The 21,218-nt window shown below is 68.9% G+C and carries 17 protein-coding genes and 1 tRNA gene; 6 read left to right on the top strand and 12 right to left on the bottom strand.

What is annotated here, in order from left to right:
- Positions 1–15: 15 nt before the first annotated feature.
- Together FL344_RS14880 and FL344_RS14875 are read left to right on the top strand one after the other, a co-directional pair.
- Positions 16–1,155, top strand: coding sequence for a hypothetical protein (locus FL344_RS14880; protein WP_141619002.1), 1,140 nt, complete (start codon positions 16–18; stop codon positions 1,153–1,155).
- A gap of 164 nt (positions 1,156–1,319) precedes the next feature.
- The gene (locus tag FL344_RS14875; protein WP_228565063.1) at positions 1,320–1,889 is read left to right on the top strand and encodes a hypothetical protein; all 570 of its coding nucleotides are present in this window, start codon (positions 1,320–1,322) and stop codon (positions 1,887–1,889) included.
- Between the two features lie 143 nt (positions 1,890–2,032).
- On the opposite strand, the gene FL344_RS14870 is transcribed toward FL344_RS14875, so the two are convergent.
- Both FL344_RS14870 and FL344_RS14865 read right to left on the bottom strand, forming a co-directional pair.
- Positions 2,033–3,640, bottom strand: a complete 1,608-nt coding sequence (locus tag FL344_RS14870; RefSeq protein WP_141619000.1) for a Rieske 2Fe-2S domain-containing protein — start codon at positions 3,638–3,640, stop codon at positions 2,033–2,035.
- Between the two features lie 265 nt (positions 3,641–3,905).
- A complete protein-coding gene (locus FL344_RS14865) occupies positions 3,906–4,994 on the bottom strand; it encodes a carbohydrate-binding protein (protein ID WP_141589455.1) in 1,089 nt (362 codons plus the stop codon).
- Positions 4,995–5,343: 349 nt separating this feature from the next.
- Between FL344_RS14865 and FL344_RS14860 the strand changes: the two genes are divergently transcribed.
- On the top strand, positions 5,344–6,303 hold the full coding sequence (locus FL344_RS14860; RefSeq protein WP_141618999.1) for a TerC family protein: 960 nt from the start codon (positions 5,344–5,346) through the stop codon (positions 6,301–6,303).
- A gap of 147 nt (positions 6,304–6,450) precedes the next feature.
- Here the strand turns inward: FL344_RS14860 and FL344_RS14855 are convergent.
- From FL344_RS14855 to FL344_RS14830, 6 genes are all read right to left on the bottom strand, one after another.
- Positions 6,451–6,522, bottom strand: a tRNA-Val gene (locus FL344_RS14855).
- A gap of 90 nt (positions 6,523–6,612) precedes the next feature.
- On the bottom strand, positions 6,613–6,882 hold the full coding sequence (locus FL344_RS14850) for a hypothetical protein (RefSeq protein ID WP_141618998.1): 270 nt from the start codon (positions 6,880–6,882) through the stop codon (positions 6,613–6,615).
- 12 nt (positions 6,883–6,894) lie between these two features.
- The gene (locus FL344_RS14845; protein WP_011553507.1) at positions 6,895–7,320 is read right to left on the bottom strand and encodes a hypothetical protein; all 426 of its coding nucleotides are present in this window, start codon (positions 7,318–7,320) and stop codon (positions 6,895–6,897) included.
- Positions 7,321–7,328: 8 nt separating this feature from the next.
- The gene (locus FL344_RS14840; RefSeq protein ID WP_141589457.1) at positions 7,329–8,951 is read right to left on the bottom strand and encodes an Hsp70 family protein; all 1,623 of its coding nucleotides are present in this window, start codon (positions 8,949–8,951) and stop codon (positions 7,329–7,331) included.
- A 90-nt stretch (positions 8,952–9,041) separates the two neighbouring features.
- Positions 9,042–11,120: an ATP-dependent helicase gene (locus tag FL344_RS14835; RefSeq protein ID WP_141618997.1), complete on the bottom strand. Its 2,079-nt coding sequence runs from the start codon at positions 11,118–11,120 to the stop codon at positions 9,042–9,044.
- A gap of 44 nt (positions 11,121–11,164) precedes the next feature.
- Complete coding sequence (locus FL344_RS14830) at positions 11,165–12,856, bottom strand: HEAT repeat domain-containing protein (RefSeq protein ID WP_228565062.1); 1,692 nt, start codon at positions 12,854–12,856, stop codon at positions 11,165–11,167.
- Positions 12,857–12,991: 135 nt separating this feature from the next.
- Here FL344_RS14830 and FL344_RS14825 point away from each other — a divergent pair, with 135 nt between their 5' ends.
- Positions 12,992–13,840 carry a CHAP domain-containing protein gene (locus tag FL344_RS14825; RefSeq protein WP_141589460.1) on the top strand — a complete coding sequence of 283 codons (849 nt, stop codon included), beginning with the start codon at positions 12,992–12,994 and terminating at the stop codon, positions 13,838–13,840.
- An 18-nt stretch (positions 13,841–13,858) separates the two neighbouring features.
- On the opposite strand, the gene FL344_RS14820 is transcribed toward FL344_RS14825, so the two are convergent.
- Positions 13,859–15,040 (bottom strand): glycosyltransferase family 2 protein, encoded by a 1,182-nt coding sequence (locus tag FL344_RS14820; RefSeq protein WP_141589461.1) that lies wholly within the window; start codon positions 15,038–15,040, stop codon positions 13,859–13,861.
- A gap of 166 nt (positions 15,041–15,206) precedes the next feature.
- The gene (locus FL344_RS39080) at positions 15,207–16,667 is read right to left on the bottom strand and encodes a lipopolysaccharide assembly protein LapB (RefSeq protein WP_228565061.1); all 1,461 of its coding nucleotides are present in this window, start codon (positions 16,665–16,667) and stop codon (positions 15,207–15,209) included.
- A gap of 844 nt (positions 16,668–17,511) precedes the next feature.
- Here FL344_RS39080 and FL344_RS14810 point away from each other — a divergent pair.
- On the top strand, positions 17,512–17,661 hold the full coding sequence (locus tag FL344_RS14810; RefSeq protein WP_228565060.1) for a hypothetical protein: 150 nt from the start codon (positions 17,512–17,514) through the stop codon (positions 17,659–17,661).
- A 104-nt stretch (positions 17,662–17,765) separates the two neighbouring features.
- Here the strand turns inward: FL344_RS14810 and FL344_RS14800 are convergent, their stop codons facing one another.
- Both FL344_RS14800 and FL344_RS14795 read right to left on the bottom strand, forming a co-directional pair.
- Positions 17,766–18,182: a helix-hairpin-helix domain-containing protein gene (locus FL344_RS14800; protein ID WP_141618995.1), complete on the bottom strand. Its 417-nt coding sequence runs from the start codon at positions 18,180–18,182 to the stop codon at positions 17,766–17,768.
- A gap of 4 nt (positions 18,183–18,186) precedes the next feature.
- The gene (locus FL344_RS14795; protein ID WP_141589463.1) at positions 18,187–19,464 is read right to left on the bottom strand and encodes an aspartate kinase; all 1,278 of its coding nucleotides are present in this window, start codon (positions 19,462–19,464) and stop codon (positions 18,187–18,189) included.
- Between the two features lie 135 nt (positions 19,465–19,599).
- On the opposite strand from FL344_RS14795, the gene hutH reads away from it, so the two are divergent.
- On the top strand, positions 19,600–21,126 hold the full coding sequence (hutH, locus tag FL344_RS14790) for a histidine ammonia-lyase (protein WP_141589464.1): 1,527 nt from the start codon (positions 19,600–19,602) through the stop codon (positions 21,124–21,126).
- Positions 21,127–21,218: the final 92 nt, after the last annotated feature.

The following is a 21,218-nucleotide window of genomic DNA, read 5'->3' as shown; positions in this document are numbered from 1 at the left end:
CGGAGACACTCGACCATGCGGATGACCGTCACTTGTGGCGCATTGCTGTCACTCGCCGCGCGCCTGGCGCTGGCCCAGCCGGCGCCTCCTCCCGCGGGAGAACTCACGTCGCCGTCCAGCGAGGACCGGGCCGCCGGTTACTGCGACTTCGTCCGCGGCGTGGGCAGCGCGGAGGCCGCGCTCGAACTGGCGCCCGAGCTGTTCGGGGCCTTCGGCGTGGTCAACGCGGGCGAAGCCAGCGGCGGCGCTGGTACCACGCCGCTGGGTGATCCGACCCCGCGTGTGACGGCGGGGTTGATGTACGACCTCGTGGGCCTCTACCGCGGTCGAGCCATCCACAAGCGCGCGGAGGCGGACTGCCGCCGTCAGCGGGCGATGACGGTGCTGGAGTCCGCCATCCGCCAGGGCAGCGGCCTGGGCGAACAGGCCGCGCTGGAGGCTCGAGCTCGCGTTCTGGAGAAGGAGCTACCCAACGCAGAGGCGCTGCTCACGTCGCTTCGCAACGACATGAAGCAAGGCCTGGTGACGCTGGAGGAGCTGAACGCGGTGCAGGTCCGGCTGGATGGGCTGCGTCAGCTCTCTAGCAACACCCAGATTGCTCGCGAGCGGCTGGCGGCACGGCCTCGGATTCAAGAAGGTCAGCGGCTGGAGAGTGTGCTGAACGAGCTGCGAGCCGCGGATGACCAGCTCGAGTCGTATAACGGTGCGCTGCGCCGCTCGCGCGCCTGGCGCGTCAGCGTGCGCGGCGGGTACGACGAGCTCATCGACGTCGACCAGGACCTGCCCCTCTTCGGGCAGCTCACGCTGTCCTACAATCTGGGCCACCTGTGGCAGGGCTCGGCCAACGCACGGGCGAGGGAGGGCCGCCGCCGCGCGACGCTCGACGACGTGTCGGGCGTGCCCCAGCGGATCAACGAGCTGGTCGCCGAGCTGCGCACCGTCCACCGCACCGAGGAGGGCCGGCTGCGTGAGGTGAGCACCCTGGTGTCGGACCTGGAAGCGCAGCTTCAGTCCATGGACGCGCTCCAGACGCGGGAGGTTCGCCGCTTCCGCGGCTACCTGATGATGGAACTCACCCGCCTGCGCGCGGAGCAGGCCTATTTGCGTGCCCATGTGGAATCGCTTCAGGCCTTCCTGGGTGCCCGGTCGCCGTGACGCCGCGCCGGCTGCTCGTGGGCTGCGGCGTCCTGGCCGCGCTGCTGGGCGCCGGCTCCAGTCCAGCGAATGAAGGCCGGGATGGCGATGTCGCGCCACGCCTCACTCCGAAGGAACGGGATGAGCCGCGCCGCCCAGGGGCTCCCCGGAAGAAAGGCAGGCCCATGCTGACGCGCGTCCCATTGTCCCGACTGAAGGTCACTGAAGGGAGCCTGGAGCCCGGCCCCGGCGAGCAGCTCCTCGTCGACGGGCCGCGCATGCGCGCCATCGTGCCTGGAAGCACGACGAGCAACGTGGCGCTGCGCTTCACCCTGCTAGGCCCCACCGAGCGCCAGGTGGCCCTGGCTTCCGGGGAGCAGCGCCAGCAGGTGGGTCTCAAGCTCTTCGCGGTGGATGCCTGCAACGTGCTGTACGCGATGTGGCGGCTGGCCCCCAAGCCGGGCATCGTCGTCAACTTCAAGCGCAACCCGGGACAGCACACCAGCCGCGAGTGCGGAAACCGGGGCTACACCATCCTGCGTCCCGAGCAGCACGTCCGGCTCGAAGCGCCCGCGCCAGGGGAGCCCCACACGCTGCGGGCCCAGCTCGACGGCAAGGTCCTCCGCGTCTGGGCGGACGACACGCTCGCGTGGACGGGCGAGGTGCCCGAAGAGGCGCTCGCGCTGGATGCCCCGGTGGGCCTGCGCTCGGACAACGTTCGGCTGAGTCTTCAGCTCTCGACGCCGCCGCACTGAAGGGTGCGGCCCCTCCGCGCCAGCCCACCGAACGCCCACGGCCCATCCGGGAGGCGCGCCAGGGGCACGCCGTCACCGGCGCCGCGCTTACGTCGCCTCCCCTGAGCGCCACGGCAACCGCGCGGCGCCCAGGGAACACGGCACTACAGCTGAGGCTGCGGATCCGCCGCCGGCGTCTGGGGCTTCTCCTGCTCACGCTCGGGCAGAAGCTCCGCGCAGAGCGTGGACGTGTTCTGCGTGCACACGCCCCCGGCATCCAGGTCGAACTGCCAACGGTGGCGCGGGCACACCAGGTAGCGCCCCTCCTCCACCCAGCCCTCGGACAGGTCGGCGCCCTGGTGGGGGCAGAAGCGCTGGATGGAGAAGCGCCGCCCACCGGCCTCCACCACCGTTCGCTCCCGCTGGGACTCGGTGGAGCGGATGCCCTCGCAGAACTCGCGCATGTCCTCGATCTCCACGCCCAGGAAGCCGTGCAGCACCGGTTCGTACACGTCCGGGTTGCGGCTCAGGCGCAGGCGGAACGACAGCAGGAAGTCCTCCCACGTGAGCTTGCGGTCCAACACGCGCCCCACGTCGGCCGCGCTCGTCTTCAGCGTGTAGCGGACCTCTTCCTGGATGTCCGCCACCACGTGGACACGGCGCGCCTTGAAGTCCACGCGCAAGAGCTTCTCTGGAAGCTCCGTCAGCTCCACGTAGAGCGGCATGCCCACGCGCTCGTGCAGGTCGAGGAGGTCCAGCTTGCGCTGCAGCTCCACGCGCAGCCGCTCGTGAATCTCCGCCACCTCCGCGACGAGCAGGTTGCGCCGCCGCTCGCGGAACACGGACTCCTGCCGCTTCGCGTAGTCGTGCAGGTACGCCTTCAGGTTCTCCGGCGTCACCCGCTCGGCCACCTGTGAGACGAACTCCAGCGACTTCGCGTCCAGCACGTCCCCGGGCATCGGCTCCAGGTAGCGCGTCTTCCCCTGGGGCAGGCGCTGCCGCAGAAAAGCGAAGAGCTGCGTCGCGTTCGGGAAGATGTTCACCTTCTCGAAATTGAGGTGGAACTGCGCCGGGTCCAGGAAGGCCGCGGGCCCGGCCGCCGCGATGTACGCCCGCGGATGAAGCACCTCGAGCGTGCGCGCCACCGCCTCGAACTTGCTCTCCCGCTTCTTCAGCGAGATGGCCGCGTAGGTCTCCGCCGGGTACTCGTAGCAGGTGGGATGCCAGATGGCCCCGGAGAACTGCGCGGAGAACACGTCGATGGGCCCCTCCTCCGCGACGATGCGCCCCATCCGGTCATGGAGCTTGCAGTCGTTGATGTTGAGGAAGCACTGCCCGTCACCACGCACCATCACCGCGGAGTCACGGTTGGTCCCCTGCTCCGATACGAACAGCTTCACGTAGCCGCCCTTGATGGGGACCTCGTGGCCGTCCTCGCAGGCGATGACCTGCTTGCAGCCATACCTGGCGAACACGTCCTGCAGTTCGGAGCGGTGGAAGCGCGGCACCAGCACCGTGAAGTCCCTCTGGCGGATGGTGGCCAGGAACTCCGGGTCGAAGTGGTCCTTGTGCTCGTGGCTGACGTAGAGGTAGCGCTCCTTGCCGGGCGTCTCCAGCTTCTCCCGCACGCGCGGCGCCAGGTGGTGGTTGCACGGCAGCTGCATCCACGCCGAGTCGAATGCCCCGCGGGACGACAGCCACGGGTCCATGACGACAATGGCCCCCGCCGTCTCCACGACGAACCCGGCGTGGCCCAGGAAAGTAATGTGCATGGGAAGTCTTCCTCTCTGACAGCCAGTGGGCCGGCCTGAGCGCCGAGCCCCGGCGAAACAGGCTGCCGGCGGCTGGCTGGCGCGTCGGCGCCCGCAAGGTGGGGAGGCCGAAGCCACACGCGCCACCCGCCCGGGAGGTGGACCTTCCCGTCCATGGACGCACGAAGGGCGCGGAGGACCTCGTCGGGTCCCCCACGCCCTCGTGGGACTGCGGACTGCTGTTCAAGCGCGCTCCCGCTCAGCGGGCGCGCCAGGCGTCAGCGGCTCACTGCTCCGGCGCGATTTCGCGCACGGACAGCCACTTGAAGTCCACGTCGTCGGTGCTGTCCCAACGGAACGTGGCGATGGGGCCACCCCACGTGAGCGGAATCGCGCCATCCGCGCCGCCGCAGTGCTCGGCGTCACCGCCCCAGTCACCGGCGTCCACGAAGTCGTAGACCTTCTCCCAGGAGACCTTGTCGGCGTTATCGTTGAGGTACAGCTCCAGGTGCACGGCCTCCTTGCCGTTGACCTGCGTGTTCCGCATCACCGTCTTGAAGCCCACCCAGCGGCCCGTCAGCGGCTCCGTCACCTTCTTGTACGGCGCCTGCTCGTAGGAGACGTGCCACGCCTCCTTCTGGAAACGAGCCTGGCCATTGAAGTGCAGCGCGCCCTTGTAGCTGCTGCCCTCACAGCCCTCGTGGTCGTCGTTGTGCTTCCCGCCACGCGCGTACATGTCGAAGTTGTCGGACTCATCGGACGCGGAGTTGAGCTTCACGAAGCCCGTCATCTCGACGTTCTTCCAGTCATTCGGCGACTGCATGTAGCCACGGCTGGCGAGCACGTCACGGTCATACGTGGCGATCTCTTTCGGCTTGTAGCCAGTGGACGTGAAGACGTTCATGCGCACCTTGTCGCTCTTGAGATTCCAGGAGCCGTCCGAGTTGCGCGTGAGGTCGTCCTGCGGATCGAAGCGGCTGTCGGACATCGCGTCGTCAGCCAGGAACCACTGCTCACCACCGGCGACGGACGGGTGGATCATCGTCACGCCGAACTTGTCCGCGCCCGACTCGACAGGCTGCTCGGGCTCGGTCGACGGGTCCTCGGGATGGGTCGAGGGCTCGTCGGGCGGCGTGGTGGCGACAGGCCCCTCCGGCGAAGTGTCAGAGTCCCCAGGCTCCGGGGTGCCAGGGGTCTGGCCTCCGGGCGTCTGCTCGGACGGAGAGGGAGCAGGCAGCTGCGGAGACTGGCCAGGGGTCTCGGTCCGCCCTGGCGCGTTGGAATCCTCGTTACCAGCTTCACTCCCACAGGCCGTGATGGCGGCCAGGGCGAAGAGCGCACCACACGTCGAGGACAGAAAACGATTCCGAGTCAAAATGGCGTCCTTACTGCTTGAGGCATGAGGGTGACGAGTCCCCAGGCGCCTATCGCCGGGAGTTGGCTCGACGCGTCCTTCCGTCGGGAGGCGTAGCTGCCTTCAGGGACGGTGACGCCTGGCTGGTCTCATAGCCCCGTGTTTGATTTTTCCAACCGGGACGGTTCCAAACCCATCGCCTTCAAAACCACTTCCCAAACATTTGGGATGTTTTTGACTGTCCGTATGCCCCCCAAGCTACAGAGGGAGCACGGTCGCATTTTGCCCGGGTCCTTCGGTTTTTCCGATGGAGTGTGGCTGGAATTCCTATTTGCGGAAGGCTCGGATGACTCCTATCTGACGCCCCCATATGGAAACCTTCCCAAGCGTTGGCAGCCCGGCCCTGTGGGCCGGCTTTATCGCCTTCGTCATCGCGATGCTGGCGCTCGATCTCGGCGTCTTCCACCGCAAAGCCCATGTGGTGAAGTTCAAGGAGGCCCTGGGCTGGAGCGCGTTGTGGGTCAGCCTGGCGCTCGTCTTCGGCGCGGGTGTCTGGTGGAAGTTCGGGCCTGAGCCCGGCCTCCAGTTCATCACCGGCTACCTCATCGAGAAGTCGCTCTCCGTCGACAACATCTTCGTCTTCGTCGTCATCTTCTCGGCGCTGCGAATCCCCGCGCTGTACCAGCACCGGGTCCTCTTCTGGGGCATCCTGAGCGCGCTGGCGCTGCGAGCCATCATGATTTTCGCGGGCGTGGCGATGCTGGCCCGCTTCCACTGGCTCATCTACGTCTTCGGCGGCTTCCTCATCATCACGGGCGTGAAGCTCTTCCTCCAGCGCAACAAGGAGGACAACCCGGAGGAAGGCGCGCTGATGCGCCTGGCCCGGCGGACCATCCCCTCGACGCCCAACTTCGACGGGCACCACTTCTTCACCGTGGAGAACGGCCGCAAGCTGGCCACGCCGCTGCTGATGGCGCTCCTGCTGGTGGAGGCGTCGGACATCCTCTTCGCGCTCGACTCCATCCCCGCCATCTTCGCCGTGACGACGGACCCCTTCATCGTCTTCACGTCCAACATCTTCGCCATCCTCGGCCTGCGCTCCATGTTCTTCATGCTGGCCGGCGCGGTGGAGAAGTTCAGCTACCTGAAGGTGGGCCTCTCCGCGGTGCTCGTCTTCGTCGGCGCGAAGATGGCGATCATCGACTTCGTGAAGGTGCCGCCCGAGGTGTCCCTGTCGGTCATCGCCGGCCTGCTGGGCGCGAGCATCGTCGCGTCGCTCATCAAGGCCCGGCACACGCCCACCGGCGACGCCGACGCGACCAAGGTCTGAGCCGCACCGCGGCCTCACGCCGCGTTTCCAAGCCCACTCCGCGCAGTATGCGGGGTGGGCTTTCTTGCGTCTGGCGAGGCGGTGAAGGCGGAGCCCCAAAAGCAGAAAGGCCGTGAGTCCCGATTCGGACTCACGGCCTTTCTTGAGTGGGCGCAGCAGGGTTTGAACCTGCGACCCCTGCCGTGTGAAGGCAGTGCTCTACCGCTGAGCTATACGCCCTTCTGCTGTCTGCTGCCCGCCGCCGGTGTTGCCAGCGGCGAACGCGGGTGTAGATGCCATTCGCCCGCTCAGGTGTCAACGCATTTTCGACTACAGCTCGCCGAGCTTCTCGTCGAGCTCGCGCAGCCGGCGCTTGAGGCCGGACAGCTGCTTGCCCAGGGCCTTGAACTCGCTGCGGGGCGCGAAGTTCAGCGCCTTCATCAGCTCCTCCTGCCCCCGGTCGAGCGCCTGCTTCCCGCGCTGGGCTTTCCCAATGGCGTTGGCGATGGCCATGGCGCGACGGTCGTCGGCCATGAGCTTCTCCATGGCCTTGCCTGACACGTTGAGGGCCTGCTTCTTCAGGTCGTCCTTGATTCCCATGGGGTCTCTCGCTCAGGGCTCGTCGATGAACTGCGTCTGCAGCTGCGCGAAGACGCGGTCGGCGATGCCCTTGTACTTCATGCGTTCGATCAGCGGCTGCAGGTCGCCCTTCATGGAGATGCGGCGCTTGAGCACCGCCTCCACCGGGTCCAGCGTCCCCTTGAGGAGCTGCTTCCAGACGCTGTAGGGCGCGCGGGCCAGGTACACCGGCTCCAGCTCGTCCAGGTCGTCCGGATCCGCCAGGACGCGCGCCTTCTCGATGCGGCAGTCACCGGGGACGACGTGCACCACGAAAGCCTTCGCCAGCTTGCCGGGCTCGGCTTCCACCACCGCCCCGAAGTCGCCCTTCCAGCCCTTGCCGGCCATGGCGCACTCGGGATCCTCATTGGTGAGGCGGACCGCTTCGTCCACCCACTCCTTCGACGGGAACTTCGCCATCTGGACTCCTAGCCCCTCCGGAAGATGCTCTTGATACTGGAGAAGAGCCCCCGGTCGTCGCTCCCGCTGCTGCTGGAGCTGGGCACCTGCTGTGAGTGACGCGACGCGACCTCCTGGAGCGCCCGCTTGAGCTGCTCCGGCGTGTCGCGGGTGGCGAGGTCCACCTTGCGCATGCCGCTCGCTTCCTCCACCGTCACCTGGAGCAGACACTCCTCGGTGAGGCGGAAGTCGATCTTCCGGCCGGCGGCGGCCGAGGGCACGCGAACCGTGCCCAGATATTCGTTGTCCACCAGCAGGTCACTGTCCCCCTGGTAGATGTCCAGCTCGATGAAGGGCAAGCCCGGCTCCTTGGGAGGAGGCAGGCGGAAGCTCTTCACCATGGGAATCAGCGAGTTCTTCTCGATGATGCGCTTCACGCGCCCGTTGGGCATCGCGTAGCCGATGGGCATGGACAGCGCGTCCAGCAGCGTCACCGCGTCGATGCTGCCCAGCGAGTCGCCCAGCAGCGCCGCGCCCAGGGCCACGCACTCGTCCGGGTGGACGCCCTTGCGCGGCGCCTTGCCGAAGTGCGCCTGGATCTTCTGCTGCACCAGCGGCATGCGGCTCTGGCCGCCCACCAGGATGATCTCGTCGATCTCCGCGCGGGAGATGCCCTTCTCCGCCAGCACCCGGTCGCAGATCTCGAAGGTGCGGTCCACCAGGTCGCCGGTGAGGCTGTTGAGGAACTCGCGCGTCAGGGGGATGCGCATGTCCATCGGCTTGCCCTTGCGCTCGTCGATGTAGGGCAGGTCGATGACGACGTTGGGGATCAGCGTGAGGTCGATCTTCGCCGCCTCCGCCGCGTTCTTGATGCGCTGGAGCGCGATGGGGTTCTCCGTGTTGAGGTCGACCTTGGTCTCCTCCCGGAAGCGCTCCAGCGCGTACTCCATGATGCGGTTGTCGAAGTCCGCCCCGCCCAGGAAGGTGTCACCGCCGGTGGCGAGGACTTCGAAGACATTGCCGGCCAGGTGCAGCACGGACACGTCGAAGGTGCCGCCGCCCAGGTCGTAGACGAGGACCTTCTGATCCAGGCCCCGGTTGAAGCCGTAGGCCAGCGCCGCGGCGGTGGGCTCGTTGACGATGCGCTTCACGTCGAAGCCCGCCAGCCGGCCGGCCTCCTTCACCGCGTTGCGCTGGTTGTCGTTGTAGTAGGCCGGGACGGAGATGACCGCCCCCTCGATGGGGCCGCCCAGGAACTGCTCCGCGATGGTCTTCACCTGACCCAGCACGAAGCTGGACACATGGGGCAGCGAGTACAGCTTGCCGCCCATCATCACCGCGGCGTCCCCGTTGGCGCCCTCGACGATGTCGTAGGGGAAGTAGCCCCGGAGCTCCTCCACCGTCTTGGAGTTGTACTTCCGCCCGATGAGCCGCTTGGTTCCCCAGAGCGTGTTCTTCGGGTTGGTGACCATCTGGTCCTTGGCCACCCCGCCCACCAGCAGGTCGCCGCGCGCCGACAACGCCACGACGGAGGGCAGCGTGAGGTTGCCGCGGTCGGTGGGGACGATCTTCGGGATACGGTTGCGGACGGACGCCACCAGCGTGTTGGTGGTTCCGAGGTCAATCCCGATGATGCGAGGTCTGTCCGCCATGAAGTGAGGGGGCTCGTGCCAAAAGACGCCGCCCCTGACTCCACTGTCTATCACGTCGCGCACGGGAGTGCGCGTTTCTGGGCGACGGTGTCAGTCCACCGGGTCCGAGCCACCCGGAGGGGGACCATCCTGCCCCACGGACGCCTCGGGCTCCGCCTCCAGGGTGGACAGCACGCACCGGTCGAACGGTGCGTCCTCCCCGCCGGGCAGTTCCTGGAGGAACCGGGACGGACGCAGGAGGATCCGCTCCCTGTCCCGGGGCAGCACCGACTGGGGGTACACCAGCACCAGGGTGTCCCGCGCCCGGGTCAGGGCCACGTAGAACAGCCGCCGCTCCTCTTCCTCCTCCTCGGGCAGGCGCGTGGCCAATGACAGCGGAAACCGCCCGTCCGCCAGCCACAGGACGAAGACGGCCCTCCACTCGAGCCCCTTGGCCTGATGGACGGTGGACAGCGTCAGGCACGCCTCCGGCCCCTCCTCCCTCAAGGCCTCCCCCGCCGCGAACTCCGACACCAGGGCGATCTCCGACAGGAAGCGCGCCACGTCCTCGTAGCGACCGGCGAACTCCGCCAGCTGGCGGACGTCGTCCTCCCGGTGCTCCTCCTCGGAGAACTCCGCCCGGAGGAAGTCCGCGTAGCCCCCGGCGAGGACGTCCTCGATGAGGCGCCCTGGTGAGGGGGACGCCTCCGGCCGGGTCAGCCGCCCCATCAGGTCACCGAAGGCCTGGAATCCCTTCTGCGCCTTGCGTGGCAGGTGCGCGCGGACGTCCGCATGGGCCAGCCCCTCCGCCAGGGGTGTCCCCTCCGGCGATGCGCGCAGAGCGGTCCAGAGGTGCTCGGCCGTCGCCGGTCCCACGCCTGGGACGCGCCGGATGACGCGCTTGAAGGCCAGCTCATCCCCCGGGTTGTTCACCAACCGGAGGTGGGCCAGCACGTCCTTGATGTGGGACTGCTCGAAGAAGCGGACGCCGGAGCGCACCCGGAAAGGGATGCCGCGCCGGGTCAACTCCAGTTGGAGCTCCAGCGAGTGATTGTGGGCCCGGTACAGCACGGCCATGGCCTCCAGGGACAGGCCCTGGTCGCGGAGTTCACCGATGCGCTGGGCCACGTAGGCGGCCTGCTCCCCGGCGTCCCGAGCGGGGACGATGAGCGGCTTGACGCCCGGGGACCGTGCCGCCGTCAGCACCTTGGGGAACTGGTTCGTGTTGAGCGCGATGGAGGTGTTGGCCAGCCGCAGGATTTCCGGCGTGGAGCGGTAGTTGCGCGTCAGCGCATGGACGGAGCAGCCCGGGTAGCGTTCGGGGAAGCCGATGATGTTGGTGAAGTCCGCACCCCGGAAGCTGTAGATGGACTGACAGTCGTCCCCCACCACCGTGAGGTCCTTGCGCTCTCCGGCGAGCAGATCCACCAGGTCGCCCTGGAGCCGGTTGGTGTCCTGGTACTCGTCCACGAGCACGCAGCGGAAGCGCTCGGTGAGCTGCGCCTTCACGTCCGGGTGATGCGTCAGCAGGCGCTTGAGGTGCACCAGCAGGTCATCGAAGTCCATCAGGTGCATCTGCGCCTTGCGCTGCTGGAAGCGCGCGGCGGCGGCGAGCACCTCGGGCGCCAGCGGCAACATCTGCGGCCGACGGTCCATCAGCACGTGTGACACGGGCTGCTGGAGGTTGGCCGCCAGGGAAACCAGGTCCAACACCAGGTCTGGCCGGGGGAAGCGCTTGTCGCTCTTGAGCCGGCGCTCGGCGATGCACGTCACCATCAGGTCCCGCGCGTCCTCGCGGTCCAGCACGGTGAAGTTCGTGGAGAAGCCCAGCACGCCCGCGTACTGGCGCAGCAGCACGTGCGCGGCATGGTGGAAGGTGCCGCCGAGGATGCGCCGCACGTCCACGAAGGCGCCGGCCAGCTCCGCCACTCGGCGCGTCATCTCCCGGGCCGCCTTGTTGGTGAAGGTGAGCAGGAGGATGCCCTCGGGCGGAACACCCCGCTCCAGCATGCGCGCCACCCGGAAGGTCAGCGTGCGCGTCTTGCCGGAGCCCGCGCCGGCAATCACCAGCACGGGCCCCTCCCCCGCCTCCACCGCGCGCAACTGCTCCTCGTTGAGGAGCGCGGCATAGTCGATCCGCAGCGAGGGCGTCACGGCCGGAGCCTGGAGCGTATCGGTGCGGGAGGCCATGAGGACGCAGACTCTAACCGGCCCGGCGCACCGGGACACCCGGATCAGGGAACCGGCTTGAGCGCGGTCAGCCGGGCGGACGCGGCCGCGCGGACCTGGGGCGACGGATCCCGCTCCCGGGCCACCTCCAGGAGCAGCCGCCCCACTTGCGGCAGCTTCGTCGCCACCGAGTCCAGCGCGGCGGTGCGCTCCTTCACGGCGTTCTCCAGGCGGTCACGCACACCGCGGTCCGCGCACGTCTTCACGCCGGGTGTCTGCTCACGCAGCAGCAGCTCCGCGTCCGCCAGTCGCGCGTCCGCCAGCCGCTTGGCGTCCGCCGCCTTGCGCTCGAACTCCGCCAGGTCCTCGGGGAACTCGGTGCTCGCGGACCGGGCGCGGGCAATGGCCGCCACGGCGAAGTTCGCGTTGACGGCCGCCGCACAGAGCTGCCGCGCCGACGCCAGGGGAACACGCCCTTCGGGCGTCACCGGCTCCTCCTGCGCCACCTCCAGGGACCACAGCGCGAGCTGCCGCGCCGCCACCGCCGCGGAGAAGTGCTGGCGCCGCTCCTCGCGAATCTGCACCCAGCGCCGCAGGATGACCGGATCCGGCACGCCCGACTCAGCGGCGCGCTGGTACTCCGTGGACGCCTGGGCCAACTGGCCGGACAGGTCCAGCAGCACCGCCACCGTGAGGTACATCTCCGCGCTGGTGGCGCGCTCGCGCAGGGCATCCAGGCGCGAGGCCACCTCGTACTCCGCCACGGGCTTGGGCAGCGCCGCCAGCACCGTGCGCAGGGACTCCAGGGCGTGCTGACGGATCAGCGGGTTGCGCGCCGCGCGCAGGCTCTCCAGCAGCGGCTCCAACACGCGCACCGACACGTGCTGCCCCAGCTCCTCCGCGGCCTGCCAGCGGTCCAGCGCGTCGGGCGCCACCAGCGCGCGGCTCAGGTCCTCCGCCCCGCGCAGGTAGTGCCCCACGTGGGCGGCTTGGGCCAGTGGCTCCGGCCGGGCCAGGGCGGCGCGCTCGGCGCGGGCGTGAGCCAGCCGCTCCGGGAAGGCGGTGAGCTTCGGGCCCAGGGGATGGGCCTTCACCCGGGCCTCGGCCTCGTCCACCAGGCCGGAGACGAGCAGGCCTTCCACCTCCAGTTGCAGCAACAGGACGCGCGCCTCCTCGCGGTGCGCGCCGGCCGGGTGCTCCTTGAGGTACGCGAAGAGCTTCGTCGCCCCGGAGGCCTTGGCCTGCGCGAAGGCTTGAGCATCCAGGCGGGCCTCCACGTCCTGGCGGCGGGGATCATCCGGCGACGCGCGCAGGTACTCCGCCAGCTTGCGCGGATCCTCCGTGGTGGCCAGCTCACGTGCTTCCGCCTCCGCCAGCAGGCGCTTCGCCTCGTCGCGCTGGACGCCGTCCGGGTGCTCCTGGAGGAACTGGCGCCAGCCGGCGACGGTGTCCGTCTCCTTCGCCCCGTTGAAGCGCAGGCCCTCTAGCAGCGTCTTCGCCGTGCGTGCCTGGGCCGCGTCGGGGTACGCCTCCAGGAAGCGCTTGTAGGCAATCACCGTGTGCAGGCGCTTCGCTTCCTCGAACTCCAGCTCCTCCAGTCGCGCCTCGGCCGCGTCGGTGTCCGCGTGCGTGGGGTACTCACGAAGGAAGGCGCGATAGCCGTCGATGGTGTCCTTCTTCGCCGCGCGGTCATACGGCGAGGGGATGCAGCCAGTGGCCAGCAACAGGACGGCGAGGGCTCGGCGAAAGGAGGCCATGTCCCTGGAGCAATACCGCACCCGCGCCCACCCGGAAACCCAAGCGCGGACGGACGGTTGCCTGGGTAGGTTTTTTGACGACACAGCTTCCCGGGCGGACCATGTGCCCCCAGGACGCTACAGGGAGGTCGCACCATGAGGACAGTCACGCTGATGGGAATCCTCGCCACGCTGGCGACTGGCTGCGCCACCACGGGCGCGCCGCTGGAGCCATGGCTGGACTCCTACAGTCTTCGCTACCGCTCCGCCTCCCCGCCCGCCTTCCCGCGCGAGTCCCTTTCCAAGCAGGTGGCCACCGCGAACCGCGAGGCGCCCGCGGCGCGTCCCGGCACGGTGGCCGCCCGCCCGGCCAAGGCGTCGGGTGGCAAGTCCCGCGCGACGCCAGCCCGAGCCACGCGCCCCACCCCCGTGGCCGGTGATGCCCGCGCCAAGGTGGTGACCACGGCGCGCTCGCTGGTGGGCAAGACACAAGTCGCACTCAACGGCCGCAAGTACCCGTCCGACTGCACCGGCCTCATCGAAGGCGTCTATGCCCAGGCCGGCGTCACCTTCCGGGGAACCGTGCAGCCCGGCGACAACGGCGTCACCGCCATGTACCGCTTCGCCCGCTCGCGAGGCCGCGTGTACCAGGAAGAGCGGCCGACCCCGGGCGACCTCGTCTTCTTCAACGAGACGTATGACCAGAACCGCGACGGGCGCCGCAATGACGGCCTCACCCACGTGGGCATCGTGGAGAACGTCAGCGCCAGCGGGACGGTCACCGTCATCCACCGCGTGCGCCGAGGCGTCGTGCGCTACCGCATGAACCTGGAACGCCCGCACCTTCGGAGGGATCCGAAGACGGGCGAGGTGCTCAACGACATGCTCCGGCACCCGGGCCCCAACCGCGAGCCCGTCCTCACCGGGCAGCTCTTCGGGGGCTACGGCAGCGTGCTGCCCAAGAGCCCCAAGGCCCAGAAGCCCGTCCCCGTGGCACTCCGGTAACGGGCTCCTGGATTCCGACTACGCGCGCGCCGTCCGGTCCCACGCGGCGCGCTGCGAGTTGCGCAGGAAGCGCCAGAACCCCACGACGATGGCCAGGTTCATGGTCACGAAGTAGTACGCCACCGACGCGGCCTTCTTCGCCGTGCCCCGCTTCAACACCCCCGTCTTTCCCAGGTACGCGAGCGCGTAGAACAGCGCCTGGCTGAACAGGGTGAACTGGTAGAAGAGCCGGTCCAGCAGGAACAGGTTCGCCACCAGCGCCATCCCCATCAGCGCGGGGGCGCACCAGCGCAGCAGTTTGTGCGACCAGAAGGCGAAGGCCGGGAAGCCCGCGGTCGGCAGCAACAGCCCGGGCACCATGCGGATGCTCTGGAAGTTGCCCGCGGCGATGCGCGCCCGACGGCCGAACTCCTTGCCGTAATCCTCCGTGGTCTCCTCGTGCGCCACGGCGTGCTCTTCGTAGACGACCTTGTAGCCCTGATCCAGGATGCGCAGCGGAATCACGAAGTCGTCCACGATGGTGGACGGCGGCAGCAGGGTGAACAGCGAGCGCCGGATGGCATAGAGGCCACCGTTGGCGCCCACAACCGCGCCGCGCCGCCCCTCGTACATCTTGATGAGCGACTCGTAGCTCCAGTACGCGCTCTCCTCATAGTCCTGCTTCGTGGGGTTGTAGAGCCGCAGCTTGCCGCAGACGGCCCCCACCTCCGGGTCCTCGAAGTGGCGCACCAGCCGCTCGATGGCCTCGGGTTCAATCATCGTGTTGGCGTCGGAAAGAACGACGATGTCCCCCTGCGCCATGGGGATGCAGCGGTTGAGCACCGTCGTCTTGCCCGCCCGAGGCGCCGGTGACAGCCGCACGCGCGCGTCGGAGCAAGCACGGACGATGTCATCCGTCCCGTCCGACGAACCATCCGAACCGATGAGCACCTCGAACCGCTCCGCCGGGTACGCCAGCGCGAGGCTGTTCTCCAGCTTCTGCTGGATGCACGAAGCCTCGTTGTAGGCCGCCACCACCAGACTCACCGAGGGCAACGCCCGCTGCCCGCCGGAGCCTTGATTGACTGTTTCCGCGCGCCGTCCATCGCGGGCGTTCTTGAGCACCTGCGCGGCCCCTTCGAGCAAGAAAAGGCTCAAGGGATAGAGAAAGTAAGTGTGTGCTAGCAGCAGCACGGCACACCAGAAGAAGACCTCCGCCATCAACCCTGCCTCCCAGCACCCAGTCCTCGAAACGGGTCCGGGTTCAGCAAGAGGCGTGCCTCTTCCACGCGCTTGAAATCACACGCAGTGGCGCCGCGGAGGGCTCTGCACTGGGTGAGGGACTGGACTTTTTCCAGCCCTCGAGACGGCGGAAGCGGTCGTCGTTTCAGGGTGAGGCGGCGTCCGCGTCAATCTGCGCGATCAGCCGAGCCGCCGCCTGGTGGTCCGGGTTCAGCGCCACGGCGTCGTCCAGGAGTGAACGGGCGGCGGCCGTGTCCTTCAGCTTCAGCGCCACGCGAGCACCGAGCAGGTAGGCGCGCAGCAGCGTGCTGTCGGCCTGGCGCAGCGCCTCCAAATCCCTGGCCACCGCCTCGAGCGACTCCGGCGGCGACCCGGCGACCAGCGCGTACTCGGCCCGAGCCAGCGTGCTCCACGGGTACGGTGCGCTCTCCACGTTGCGAAGACGCTCGGCCAGGGCCAGGGAGTCCGGTGCCGCCAGGACGGAGGCATGGAGGGCGCGTGCCTTGAGCCGCGCCGCCGCGGCACTGGGCGGCTCGGACTCCGGCGCCTTGCGGAGCTGAGCCAGCTGCGCGTCCAGCTCCTTGCGAAGCGTGTCGGTGGCGTCACGCAGGGACGCCATTTCGCGCGCGTTGGCGTCCTGCTCCTGCTGGAGTGCGGTGCGGCGAGCCACCTGGTCGGCAAGGACGCGCATCTTCGCCGCGGCCTCCAGCCCTCGGGCGATGGCAGCGCCCCGGAGACGCAGACGCTCGGCATCAGCCTGGACATCCGACAGACTCAGCGTGAGCGCTACCGCCAGCTCGGCCTGGGCGTCGACGTAGCCGGGATTCTCGGTGGCGATGGTTCGCAGCCGCTCGATGGCCTGATGACGGTTGGCGGAGTCATCCCGACGGAGCAGCACCGACGCACGGTCCGTCGCATCCACCACATCGGCGGGGATCTCCACCCCGCGATTCTTCAGCGCGACGGAGCCCAGCGAGGCCACCACGATGAGTCCAACCAGGATGGCCAGCACCACCCGGGGACGGATTCGCTGGGACCTGCCGTGCTCGAACGCCCGTGCTCCGTCCATCGACAGACGGGTCGACGCAATCAGGTCCGGAGGGAGCTCCAGTGGGGCCCGGCGCGATGCGGCTCCGGCCAGAGGGCCCAGGTCCGAGGCACTGGCGTCATTGAGGGAACTCAGCCCCCCTGCCCCGGCGCCCGGCGTCGCGGTGGGCTCCGATTCTGGCGGGAGCTGGATGCCACTGTCGGCGCCGGATAGCGGTGACAGACCAAAGGGGCTCGTCGCTCGGACGCGCACGAAGGGCTCGGCGGTATCCGGTGACGACGTGGGGGCCTCGCCGGACAGGCTCGCGGGCGCGGGAACGGGCGGCACGGAGCCGACGATTCGCTTCGACCCCACAGGTGCCTCGGAGGCAGGCGGCTGAACGGCGCTGAACGTCTGGCTGCGCCCCAATGGAGCCACGGAGTCGCTCGCGGGAGGCTCGGCGAATCCAACGGGGGCGCCGTCCGCCGAGGCGGCGCCCTGGGACGCAACCTGCGCCCCACCGGCGTGAATCGGGCTCACTGGAGGCGGAGTGGGCACGGAACCCGGGTCGGGAATCATGAAAGCGCCAGCCTGAGGAGGTGCGTACGCACCAAAGGTCTGGGTCGCGTTGCCGGGTGCCACGGAGCCAGGTCCGGCACTCCCTGGGGCCCCCTGTTGCTGCCCGGAAACCGTGCCGTAGGTCTGCGTCCTTGCTACGGGGGGAATGACAGGCGCCACCGGAGGAACAGCGCCGAACATCTGCGTCCCGGCTCCGGGAGTTCCGCCCTGCGACGAGGTGCCAGCATCGGCCGCCGGTCCCCTGAAAGGCATCGTCCCGAACGCCTGGGTCCTGCCCACAGGGGGCACCGCTCCGAACGCCTGTGTCGCGTTGTCAGTTCCCCGCCCAGGCGCCGGAGCTGCCCCGAACGTCTGCGTGGTTCCAACGGGAGGCACCGCTCCGAAGGTCTGCGTTGCGTTGCTCGTCGCGGGAGCTGTCCCGTAAGTCTGGGTGGTTCCAACCGGAGGCACCGCTCCGAAGGTCTGCGTTGCGTTGCTCGTCGCGGGAGCTGCCCCGTAAGTCTGGGTGGTTCCAACCGGAGGCACCGCTCCGAAGGTCTGCGTTGCGTTGCTCGTCGCGGGAGCTGTCCCGTAAGTCTGGGTGGTTCCAACCGGAGGCACCGCTCCGAACGTCTGCGTTGCGTTGCTCGTCGCGGGAGCTGCCCCGTAAGTCTGCGTGGTTCCCACAGGTGCCACGGGAGGCACCGCGCCAAACGTCTGCGTCGGGTTGCTCGCTGCCGGCACGGCTCCGAAGGTCTGCGTCGTTCCAACCGGTACCACGGGAGGCACCGCCCCGAACGCCTGCGTCGCGTTGTCGGCGCCCTGCCCCTTCGACGCCACCGCACCGTACGACTGCGTCGTCGTCATGGACGAACCCGCCGTGGCGCCAGGGGGAGTCCCCGCGAAGAGCTGCGTGGACTTCATGCTCGATCGCGCGGGCCCCGCCCCGCCCGTCACCGCCGGAGTCGACCGCGAGGGCGGCGGCGCACCATGTGGCGTGGCCATGAACACGTGACCACAGCGCGTGCACTGAACGGAGGCGCCCCCCGGCGGCAGCAAGCGGGAGTCGAGGACGTACTGCATCGAGCACTGAGGGCACGAGATCTGCACTCGACGTGCTTACCACACGGGCCCGGCGTCGGGAGGCGCTCCAAGCGCCGCGGCCGCCCGGAGGGTCTGCAACTTGGCGGCCCCCACGCCACGGACGGCATCCACGTCATCCCAGCTCTTGAAACCGCCCTGCTCCTCGCGGGCCTCCACGAGGCTCCGCGCCAGGGAGCGCCCGACGCCAGGGAGCAGGGCAAGCTCCTCCTCGGTCGCCGAGTTCAAATCCAACGGACGCCCCAGGGCCAGCGCCTGAGCCCCGGTCGGCACGGCGCCGTCTCCACAGGTGGCCACTCCATCCGGGCGGATCCGCACTGACTCAGTGGCGCAGTCCAACGCGGGCGCCGTATCCGGCCAGCGCAGGCGCGCGACGACGCCCACGCCCAACACCCCCAGCGCGACGGCGGCGAGCGCGGCGGTGCGGCTCGCCACGCGCTCAGACCTTCTCGCCCATCAGGGCCGCCATCTCGGAGACGGCGGAGATGCCTTCCGGCGGCATCGGCTGATCCAACCCGAAGGAGGTGTGCAACGCGCGCACGGCCAGCTCCGTGTACTTGGCCTGGACCACGCAGGACACCTTGATCTCCGACGTGGAGATCATCTGGATGTTGATGCCCTCGGCGGACAGCGCCCGGAACATCCGCGCCGCCACACCCGAGTGATTGCGCATGCCCACACCCACGATGGACACCTTCGCGATGTCCCCGTCCGTCTCAATACCGGACGCGCCAATCTCCTCGGCGACCTTCCGCACCACTTCCTGCGCGGTGAGGAAGTCCGCCTTGCCCACGGTGAAGGTCACGTCCGTGCGTCCGTCCTTGGACGGGTTCTGCACGATGAGGTCCACCACGATGTGCTTCTCATCGAGCGGTCCGAAGATCTTCGCCGCGGCGCCCGCGACGTCCGGCACGCCACACACCGTGATCTTCGCCTCGTTGCGGTCATACGCGACGCCGCGGACCAGCACATCCTCCATGGAACTGTCCTCCTCACACACGAGGGTGCCGGGGTCATCGGTGAAGGACGACTTCACCCACAGCGGCACCTTGTACTTCATGGCGAACTCGACCGAGCGGATCTGCAACACCTTCGCGCCCACGCTGGCCAGCTCCAGCATCTCCTCGTAGGTGATGCGGTCCAGCTTGCGCGCGGACGGAACCATGTTGGGGTCGGAGGTGTAGACGCCGTCTACGTCCGTGTAGATTTCACAGGCGTCCGCGTTCAGCGCGGCGGCCAGGGCCACGGCGGTGGTGTCGGAGCCGCCACGGCCCAGCGTGGTGACGCTGCCGGACTCGTCCACACCCTGGAAGCCTGCCACCACGACGATGTGGCCCCGGGCCAGCGCTGCGCGGATGGGCTGCGCGTCGATGCTCTTGATGCGCGCTTTGGCGAAGGTGCTGTCGGTGACGATGCGCACCTGTTGGCCGAGGAAGCTGGTCGCCTTCCCCTGCTGGGCGTGGATGGCCATGGCCAGCAGGCCGATGGAGACCTGCTCACCGGTGGCGACGACCACGTCCTGCTCGCGCTCGTCCGGCCGGTCGGTGATTTGCGCCACCAGTTTCATCAGCCGGTTCGTCTCGCCGGACATGGCGGACACGACGACGACCACGTCATGCCCCGCCTCCTGGGCGGCCAGGCAGCGCAGCGCCACGCGCTTGATGCGGGCCACGTCACCTACAGAGGTACCGCCGTATTTCTGGACGATGAGTGCCACGGCGCCTGCAACCTCCCTCTTCAGACGGGCGGGAGCTATACGAGTCCGGCTGGCGGGTGTAAAGCGCCGGCCAGCACCACCGCACCCGTTTACGTTAGGGTGCCCGCCCTTTCGCCGCACCCATTGGAGTCCCGAATGTCGCGCCCCCGTATCCTCATCGACGGTGACACCCTGAAGCTCGAGGAAATCCTCCAGGTGGCTCGCAACGAGGCCACCGTGGAGCTGTCGCCCGACGCCGCCACCCGCGTGCGGGCCTCGCGCGCCCTGGTGGACCGCGTCGCCGCCGGAGACACGCCCGCCTACGGCATCAACACCGGCTTTGGCACATTGGCCGAGGTCCGCATCGACAAGAAGGACCTGCGCGACCTCCAGCGCAACCTCATCCTCTCCCACGCGTGTGGCGTCGGCACGCCCCTCCCGCTTCCGGAAGCGCGGGCGCTCCTGCTGCTCCGCTGCAACGTGCTCGCCAAGGGCTATTCCGGCATCCGCATGGAGACGCTGGCCCTGGCGCTGGACATGCTGAACCGGGACGTCGTACCCGTGGTCCCCGAGCGGGGCAGCGTGGGCGCCTCTGGGGACCTCGCGCCGCTGGCGCACCTGGCGCTCGTCTTCATCGGCGAAGGTGAAGCCTTCTACCAGGGCCAGCGGATGCCCGCGAAGCAGGCGCTGGATCGCGCCGGCCTGCAACCGGTGGTGTTGGAGGCCAAGGAGGGCCTCGCCCTGGTGAACGGCACGCAGGCCATGTGCGCGGTGGGCACCCTGCTCCAGCTGCGCGCGGAGTCCCTGGCGGACATCGCCGACGTCGCGGGCGCCATGACGCTGGAGGGGCTGCTGGGAAGCCACAAGCCCTTCATTCCTGAGATTCACGACGTGCGCGCGCACCCGGGCCAGAAGGACGTCGCGGCGCACCTGCGGCGCATCCTGGTGGGCAGCGAGCTGGTGGAGTCGCACGTCAACTGCAGCAAGGTGCAGGACCCCTACTCCCTGCGCTGCATGCCGCAGGTGCACGGCGCGGCGCGCGAGGGCATCGCGTTCTCCCGGCGCATCCTGGAGGTGGAGGTCAACAGCGCCACGGACAACCCGCTCGTGTTCGCGGACACGGAGCGCATCGTGTCGGGCGGCAACTTCCACGGCCAGCCCATCTCCCTGGCCATGGACGTGGTGGCCATGGCGCTGACGCAGCTGTCGTCCATCAGCGAGCGGCGCGTGGAGCAGCTCGTGAACCCGTCGCTGTCCAACCTGCCGGCGTTCCTGGCGAAGAACTCCGGGTTGAACTCCGGCTTCATGATCGCGCAGGTGACCAGCGCCGCGCTGGTGGCCGAGTCCCGCGTGCTGAGCCACCCCGCGTCCGTGGATTCGATTCCGTCATCCGCGGGCCGCGAGGACCACGTGTCCATGGGCATGACGGCGGCGCTCAAGGGCCGCCAGGTCAGCGACTTCGCCCGTTCGTGCCTCGCGATTGAAATCCTGGTGGCGGCGCAGGCCCTGGATTTCCGCCTGCCGCTGAAGCCCGGCAAGGGCGCCCTCGCGGCATACGAGTTGGTGCGCTCGAAGGTCCCCCACATGGACAAGGACCGCGAGCTGCACCTCGACATCGAGGCGGTGAGCCGGCTCGTCGACTCTGGCGAGCTGCTCGCGGCGGTGCGCTCCGCCACGGCCTGACGCGGTACGCGCGGCAGCGACGTCTCGCCTAACGACGAAGGGCCCGGAGCCGAGCGATTGCTCTCGATGGCTTCGGGCCCTGCGCCGTGACA

The sequence above is a fragment of the Myxococcus sp. AB036A genome, from assembly GCF_006547355.1.
Lineage (GTDB): Bacteria > Myxococcota > Myxococcia > Myxococcales > Myxococcaceae > Myxococcus > Myxococcus virescens.
Note: the sequence above shows the minus strand (reverse complement) of the source record. Positions and strands in the feature narration are given on the sequence as shown.

Excerpts from the sequence above, each read along its gene's own strand:
- hutH (WP_141589464.1), top strand. The coding sequence starts at position 19,600 with ATGTCGCGCCCCCGTATCCTCATCGACGGTGACACCCTGAAGCTCGAG.
- FL344_RS14835 (WP_141618997.1), bottom strand. The coding sequence starts at position 11,120 with ATGGCCTCCCGCACCGATACGCTCCAGGCTCCGGCCGTGACGCCCTCG.
- FL344_RS14830 (WP_228565062.1), bottom strand. The coding sequence starts at position 12,856 with ATGGCCTCCTTTCGCCGAGCCCTCGCCGTCCTGTTGCTGGCCACTGGC.
- FL344_RS14810 (WP_228565060.1), top strand. The coding sequence starts at position 17,512 with ATGGACGAACCCGCCGTGGCGCCAGGGGGAGTCCCCGCGAAGAGCTGC.
- FL344_RS14870 (WP_141619000.1), bottom strand. The coding sequence starts at position 3,640 with ATGCACATTACTTTCCTGGGCCACGCCGGGTTCGTCGTGGAGACGGCG.
- FL344_RS14850 (WP_141618998.1), bottom strand. The coding sequence starts at position 6,882 with ATGGGAATCAAGGACGACCTGAAGAAGCAGGCCCTCAACGTGTCAGGC.
- FL344_RS14820 (WP_141589461.1), bottom strand. The coding sequence starts at position 15,040 with ATGGCGGAGGTCTTCTTCTGGTGTGCCGTGCTGCTGCTAGCACACACT.
- FL344_RS14845 (WP_011553507.1), bottom strand. The coding sequence starts at position 7,320 with ATGGCGAAGTTCCCGTCGAAGGAGTGGGTGGACGAAGCGGTCCGCCTC.
- FL344_RS14860 (WP_141618999.1), top strand. The coding sequence starts at position 5,344 with ATGGAAACCTTCCCAAGCGTTGGCAGCCCGGCCCTGTGGGCCGGCTTT.
- FL344_RS14875 (WP_228565063.1), top strand. The coding sequence starts at position 1,320 with ATGCTGACGCGCGTCCCATTGTCCCGACTGAAGGTCACTGAAGGGAGC.
- FL344_RS39080 (WP_228565061.1), bottom strand. The coding sequence starts at position 16,667 with ATGATTCCCGACCCGGGTTCCGTGCCCACTCCGCCTCCAGTGAGCCCG.
- FL344_RS14880 (WP_141619002.1), top strand. The coding sequence starts at position 16 with ATGCGGATGACCGTCACTTGTGGCGCATTGCTGTCACTCGCCGCGCGC.
- FL344_RS14825 (WP_141589460.1), top strand. The coding sequence starts at position 12,992 with ATGAGGACAGTCACGCTGATGGGAATCCTCGCCACGCTGGCGACTGGC.
- FL344_RS14840 (WP_141589457.1), bottom strand. The coding sequence starts at position 8,951 with ATGGCGGACAGACCTCGCATCATCGGGATTGACCTCGGAACCACCAAC.